General features: G+C 51.1%; 6 protein-coding genes. 3 read left to right on the forward strand and 3 right to left on the reverse strand.

Features of this window, described 5'->3' with window-relative positions:
* Positions 1–145 precede the first annotated feature (145 nt).
* A complete protein-coding gene (locus J4G07_21390) occupies positions 146–940 on the reverse strand; it encodes a sulfite exporter TauE/SafE family protein (protein ID MCE2416539.1) in 795 nt (264 codons plus the stop codon).
* Positions 941–1,218: 278 nt separating this feature from the next.
* On the opposite strand from J4G07_21390, the gene rpsU reads away from it, so the two are divergent.
* Both rpsU and J4G07_21400 read left to right on the forward strand, forming a co-directional pair.
* Complete coding sequence (rpsU, locus tag J4G07_21395; GenBank protein MCE2416540.1) at positions 1,219–1,461, forward strand: 30S ribosomal protein S21; 243 nt, start codon at positions 1,219–1,221, stop codon at positions 1,459–1,461.
* A gap of 20 nt (positions 1,462–1,481) precedes the next feature.
* Entirely contained in the window at positions 1,482–2,000 is a 519-nt protein-coding gene (locus J4G07_21400) for a hypothetical protein (protein MCE2416541.1), read from the forward strand.
* Between the two features lie 502 nt (positions 2,001–2,502).
* Here the strand turns inward: J4G07_21400 and J4G07_21405 are convergent.
* A complete protein-coding gene (locus tag J4G07_21405; GenBank protein ID MCE2416542.1) occupies positions 2,503–3,183 on the reverse strand; it encodes a class I SAM-dependent methyltransferase in 681 nt (226 codons plus the stop codon).
* Between the two features lie 26 nt (positions 3,184–3,209).
* Between J4G07_21405 and J4G07_21410 the strand changes: the two genes are divergently transcribed.
* The gene (locus J4G07_21410) at positions 3,210–4,448 is read left to right on the forward strand and encodes a YihY family inner membrane protein (GenBank protein ID MCE2416543.1); all 1,239 of its coding nucleotides are present in this window, start codon (positions 3,210–3,212) and stop codon (positions 4,446–4,448) included.
* A gap of 5 nt (positions 4,449–4,453) precedes the next feature.
* Here the strand turns inward: J4G07_21410 and J4G07_21415 are convergent, their stop codons facing one another.
* Positions 4,454–6,370, reverse strand: a complete 1,917-nt coding sequence (locus J4G07_21415; GenBank protein MCE2416544.1) for a redoxin domain-containing protein — start codon at positions 6,368–6,370, stop codon at positions 4,454–4,456.
* Positions 6,371–6,880 lie beyond the last annotated feature (510 nt).

Here is a 6,880-nt window from a genome sequence, read left to right on the forward strand (position 1 = left end):
AGGGCGTTCGCTACGCTCACTTTTAGGTGTTAGGTGTCTCTTTGCTACTTGCTAACCGCTAAAAGGGTTTCGCAGAAACACGACCTAATCGCTACTTGCTAACCGCTAAAAGGGTTTCGCAGAAACACGACCTAATCGCTAATTACTAATTACTCAACAGGAGATGCACACCGGTCGCGAAGAGGAAGAAAAGGACAATTCTTGAAAAGAGGAGTTCCGGCACGCGATCGTTGAGCGAGATTCCTGTTAGCACCCCTAATCCGATGAACGGAAGCAGCGCGAGTGCTTCAATTAGAATCTCGAAAGAGAACAGTTGCAACTGGAGATAGAACGGAATTTTGATGAAGTTGAGTAAAAAATAGGTGGCGGTTGTGGTTGCAACGAAGGCGTTGTTACCCAAGCGTTGTGGGAGGAGGTACATGACGACGACGAGTCCGCCCATGTGTGCGAGGGTTGAGAATGCTCCAGCGAATATCCCCGCAAGCAGCCCTTGCCACGTTTTGAATTGGAGTGCTGTTTGGACGGATTTCCCGGAATTTCCGAGCAGTGGTTGCCAATAGGGACGCAGGAACTCTAATATCGCAAATAGACTGGCGATACCACCGATGACCTTTTTTAGATGGACATCAGAAATGTCCTTCAAAATCAGGCTGGCGACGGTGATACCGAGTAGGGAACCGAGGATCAGTCGTGTGACACTTTGGCGATGCCACCGCTTCCAATAATGGGAAAGCGAGAAGATGTCTGTTGAGAACAGGAGCGGAAGCATCAATCCGATGACGTTTCGAGCACTACGGAAATGCGTGAACATTGGGACAACGATCATTCCAATGCCACCGCCGAAACCGGCTTTACTGACTCCGGTGAGCCATGCTCCGAAGCAGAGAATGATGATTTCGTAGATGGTGCTGCCTCCTTCTTGGTGCGGTGAGTATAGCAGGTGGTCGACAAATTGTCAAGGGTATTGGCGATTAGCGATTAGCAATTAGCAGTCAGTTGTCAGCAACCAGCCGTCAGTAAAGAGGGAAATCGGGAGAAACACCCCAGCAAAAACACCCATTCCACTACCTCTTGACTGACCGCCGAAAGGTTTTTCGTCAGAAAAACCGACCTGATCGCTGATAGCCAGCATCAAAGAAATATTTGACATCCCGTGCGAGATGTGATATAATTTATGAAGTGTTTTTTTAACTTTAAATTCCAACGGAGGCTAAAAAAATGGTTCAAGTAGAAGTAAGTGTCGATTCAGGTGAGGCGTTTGATCGCGCCCTGGCACGCTTTAAGAAGATGTGCGGAAAAGCTGGTATCGTCACAGAAATAAAAAAACGGAGTTTCTACGAGAAACCGAGCGAGAAACGACGCAGAATTGAAATGAAGCGGCAGCGGAAGGTGAAACCCCGTAGAATGGGCGGTGAACGTCCACAGTTTTACAATAGTGGCGGTGGTGGTAACAGTCGGTAAATCAGCTTGAGGAGGGATGCATGGCAGATTTGGCTACTGGCGAGGCTTTAGAAAATTATAAAGGGCTTTTGATTCAATACTGCCAGGAACGCGGGCTGCGCCAACCGACTTACACTGAAATGCAACACGGACCGGCGGATTCTCCACAATGGCAGGTAACCGTGTCTTACGGAGAGTGGGTCCATGAGACACCGGAGCCGATTCCTGGTTCAAAAAGATTTGCGCACCAAGTCGCCGCACAACAGGTGTTAGACGAAATTAATTCGCGGCGCGAAAGTTTTTTAGCGGGCGATACAACGAATACGACCCCTACGCCGATTTCGGAACCTGTTCCAGATACCTCTGTGCCCCTTGAAGTCCCTATACCGCTCGTGTCAAGCGCACTCACAATAGCAAACGAACGGCTTACCACATCACAACCTGCACGATACCGAACGCTCACAGATGCCGAATTTTCGCAAAAACTCTCCAAATTGACGTTAGAGATCGTTCGGAGTTTGTTCGAGAAGGCGAAAGCGGACAACATTACGTTTCGGTGATGATGGCAATCAACAGTCAGCGATCAGTCGTTAGAAAAGGTCATTCCTACAGCGGAGGCGAGGTTTTTAAACCTCGCCGTTTTTTTTGAGCGGTTGGTACATAGGTTGGGGCGAACAGTAAGAAACACATAGGTGTCAATTTAGGGTCTTCGGGGTCCCATAGGTTGGGTAGAGCGGAACAGAAAACAGAGAGGTGAGTGTTCCAAATACCTGTGAAATCTCACCTGTCGGCATATCCACGCAAGCACGCAGCGAAACCCAACTTCATACCGACAGTGATGCGGACACTTTACGACCAAAGCGTTGGGTTTCGCTCAGCCCTCGCGGTGCTCAAGTCTCATGAGAGGATGGGCTTTCCGCGTCAAATACTGGCGGTTTCATCCGTCCCGCTCTACCCAACCTACGTTATAAACGCCCTACTAATAGCCGATTGCTCACCTTACCCATGTTTTTCTTTTGACATTTCAAAAGACAATACTATATAATACGAAAACACGCATGCTTACGGCTTTCTTCCGACGAAATAGACGGCTGATGCCAAAATATGGGCATCTTTATGTAGGGAGAGTGGCACATCTAAGAGTAGGATTGGAAATGTCAGCCATCCGACAATAAGAGAGATTGCTTTCGCGAGGAGAAGGCTACCGAACGAACAGACGAGTCCGATGTATTCTCGGAAGATCCAGTGTAAAGCGGTCGTCGGACCGGCGCAGGGACCACTCTCAAGCTCGGAGAAGGCGGCACAGAGGTGAACAATGCCGGGGACTGTCCACCGTTGATAATCGTGAGGAGAAGCGTGGTAGCCTTGTAAGAATGGGACAGCGAGGCAAATATAACCACCAGGTTTCAGTACACGATGGATCTCCGCGACAATGAGATTCGGCGCTCGGACGTGTTCAAGGACGGCTTCAGAGATCACCGCATCGAAGGTCCGGTCGCTGAATGGCAAAAAGTGCCCATCGGCGACAATATCGACTTCAGGCGTTGTCTCGATTTCGAGGTTGATGACGTTTGGGGCGCGGCGACGGTTACCGGCACCGAGATCCAAGATTCTCGCGTCGGGACCGAGCCGCTGGAGCAGTTTTCTGACACATCGATGCCATCGAGGGGCGGGATACGGGCATCCGATGAGGTAAGATAAGAACGGGTTTTGTCGAAGTTTGCGTTTTATGCGTGAAATCAAATCCGGTTTCGAGTCTGTCATAAGATATGATGATACATAACCTTTCCGATACATACAAAGGATACTTCCGCGATGCCCGAGGGTCTGTTTTGCGTCTCGGCGTGAACGTCTGGCATCAATTCATGGGGCATAAATGTCTTCAGCAGGCATCGTCATTGGCGTTTAACACGTTGCTCTGTCTTGTGCCGTTGTCGGCGGTTGCGCTGTTTTTGCTGCATACGTTTGGTCTTGTGGAAGATGACAATTCGCCGTTAATCGCCGCCCTTCGTGATAACTTCCTACCGCGCTATAGTGCTGAGGAAATTGTATCAGAACTTTCAGGATTTGCCAATAGAAATCTCGGTGGGCTGAGTGTCGGTGGGTTCCTCCTGTTTCTGCTGGTCTCGACGATGCTATTCATGTCGGTAGAGCAGCATTTTAACGATATTTGGGGGGCGCGGCGGCGGTTGCCAGTGGTGCAAGCGTTCCAGAAATACGCCGTTTTCTATACATTGCTCTCCGTGGGACCCCTACTGATTTGGCTCTTCTTTTCGACAGCTACCAACTGGGTGTTCGGTCATGTGTTCCCATGGGTGTTGGTCTACTGCTCGTTTCTCCTGATGTATATTGCGATGCCGAATACATACGTGAAGTGGAGTGCGGCACTGATCGGTACACTTGTCGCCGGGACGCTCTTCCAGATCGCGAGGATCGCCTTTGGACGTTACCTTGAGTTGCTGTGGCAGAACTATAGTGACATCTACGGCGCGCTGGCGATGTTGGTTACCTTTGCTATCTGGACCTACGTGGCGTGGGTGGTAATTCTGCTCGGTGCAGAGGTCTCTAATTCCGTCCAGCATTTCCGTCAGCAAGACGCTGCGAACGGTCGGTTTCGCCATGCATCCAATGGGTATTATCTGAACGCTTCGGGTGTTATTAGGTTGTTTCTGATTGTTGCGGAGCGTTTTGCGAAAGGCGACGGCGCGTGTCTGGCGGAAGAGGTTGTTGTGCGTTCGGGTGTTTCGGAAGAGGTCGTGCATCAGAGTTTTGAACGGTTCAAGGCAGCGGGACTCATCTATGAGGTAGAAGGGGATACGGATGGGTATCTCCCGGCGCGTGCTTTAGAGGATATTACGCTGGCAACGCTTGTGGATGCGGTTGAGGGTGAGATGACGACGCATTTTGAGCGCGGAATAACGTCTGCGTCGGGTGCGCGTGTGCTGGGGAGGCTTCAGGCGTCTCAGCGTGAGTGTCTGGAACAAGTTACGGTGGCATCGTTGTTGTAGAGTGTCTACCGTGGTGAAAATTCGCTGGCTTTGACGTAATATAGAAATCCGATACACATCTCGTCTGTCGTTTTTTCGCCCCAACCGACAGGGAGCGGTGGGTTATGCGGGTTGGCTGGATTCTCTACGGAATTATCGAAATGCGCGACGAGATCAACACGGGTGCCAGCGGGGAAGAAAAGCGGCTCGCGATAGTGGTAGACATCCTGCCAATTGAAATCCCAATCTTGGATCCAGATGAGGTCGTGTTTATCACCGGATGGCGTTGTAGCGACAAGCCGCATGTCGCGTCCGAGGAGGTGCATGTGCGGCATTGTTGCTAAGAGGTAAACGTCTCTCTTGAACGTTTCCGATGCTAAGACCTCATACCAATTTTCACCCGCAGGGATAACGAAATCGCTGTTGATGGCGTCTCCGATATGTAATTTGGCGGTTTCGGGGATTTTGGAGAAGTATAATCCCAACCGCGAACGATCGCGTTCAAGATGCCCCGTGCGATAGTAATGCACCTGCATGACGATATCGGCACCCTTCGGTAAGAGATAGCCGACCCCTTCCGGTAAGACCAATGGCATAACGCCCGGTGCCCAACCGCCAACTGTTCCTGCGCTATCAAATCCCGGACCTGTTCCCTCTGTAACATAGCCCGGTTTCGGGTCCTGTGCGTCGAGTTTACGCGCTTCGCCTTCCACGTCTAAGTAGGCGATGACGTGATGCACGGTTTTGCGGTTGCCGGGTTGCACGTCAACGGCTTGGACGTACATATCCGTCTCAAAGTTGGTGGGTATAATGAACTGCCGATATTCATCCTCGCCTTCAGGTTCGATTTCATATTCAACGGGCATTTCAGCGATCCAATCGGGTTCACCGAGCGCCCAGCCTTCAGGGAACTCCGGTGCGGGTGGCACGGTGTCGAGGTCGCCAGCCGGAGCACCGGCTTCTACCCAGTGTGCGATCATCTGGATTTCGGGGTCTGTGAGTTGCCGTTCGTTCTTGAAGTCGCCGTAGCCGGGTGCGGGTTTCCACGGCGGCATGAGACGTGCCTGTGTGTACTCAGCGATTTCGGTTGCCCACGCCTTTGCGTCGCTGTAATCGGTGAGCGTGAACGGTGCGACCTCGCCGTGTCGATGACACGTTTGGCAATTTTTCTGAAGGATCGATGCGATGTGCTCGCTATAGGTAACCTCTGTGGGGAGCTCCGTTTCGGGGAAATGGATCGTGCATCCGAACGCCGGTGTCTCTTGCACGGGAATAGCGGTATCTGTATGCGTTGCGAGAAGTGCGTCTTGTAGGTAGTGGTGCTTGACGCGTGGCTCGTAGCGGTTATCGTCGATGGCACCGCGGTAGGTGACTGTGTGGGTTGTATCAACGAGAACCGCCTGCGGGGTCATGGTTGCACCGAGAGTCCGTGCAAGTTCACCGGTTGTATCCTTCACAACCAAGAACAATCCGACATCACCACTGGTGAGGTTTCCAACCTCATCTCTTTTTGCTTCACCGCCGGCGAGGTTTCCAACCTCGCCTCTTTTTACCGGATAATCTGCCTTGGCGATGTAGTTTTTTACGTCGGCTTCGGAATCGTTTTCATTGGCGTAGACTGCGACAAAGGTGGTATTTTGGGGTGCGAACTCGGCATGCAACCGTTTTAGACGCATCGTATAGCGTTGTGCGACTGGGCATTCGGTTGCCAAGAACGCGAAGACGACGGGTCCTTGTGCGGTGAGGGTGTTTAAATTATGTGTCTTGCCGTGGAGTGTCGTGAAGGTGAGGCGCGAAATTTTTGTGCCGATGGGAACATGACTCGGTTGTAAGGGCGCCTCTTGGATGACGCGATGTTTTTTTGTGATTGCGTATTCGGACGCGGTGTGTCCTGCGAACGGTAGCGTGAGTATAAGAAGTAGTATTGGTAGATGCTGTTTCATTATGAATCTCCGGTGAGTGTTTGCTGTTTCTATAGTAAAATTCACTACCCATACACTATCGGGGCGAGGTTCGGAAACATCGCCAGCAGCAGAGGATAGTCAGTGTTTTTCTTGTTTTAGTATAGCACGCTTTGGGGATGGGGTCAAGGGAATAATTGTTTGAATCAGGATTTACAGGATTTTAGGATTTGCAGGATGGAGAAAGGTGCGTTGATACGGGCGAGGTTACAAACCTCCCCAGCGGCGGTGAAGGTGCATTGATACGGGCGAGGTTACAAACCTCCCCAGCGGCGGTGAGGGTCGTTGATACAAGGGGATAATTGTCTGAATCAGGATTTACAGGATTTAGGGGATTGGTAGGATATGAATACATCAATCGTAATCATAACCATCGTAGGGGCAACCCTATCATAACCATCGTAGGGGCAACTCTATCATAACCATCGTAGGGGCAACCCTATCATAACCATCGTAGGGGCAACCCTATCATAACCATCGTAGGGGCAACCC

This window comes from Candidatus Poribacteria bacterium, assembly GCA_021295715.1.
In the GTDB taxonomy this organism is placed as follows: Bacteria; Poribacteria; WGA-4E; order WGA-4E; family WGA-3G; genus WGA-3G.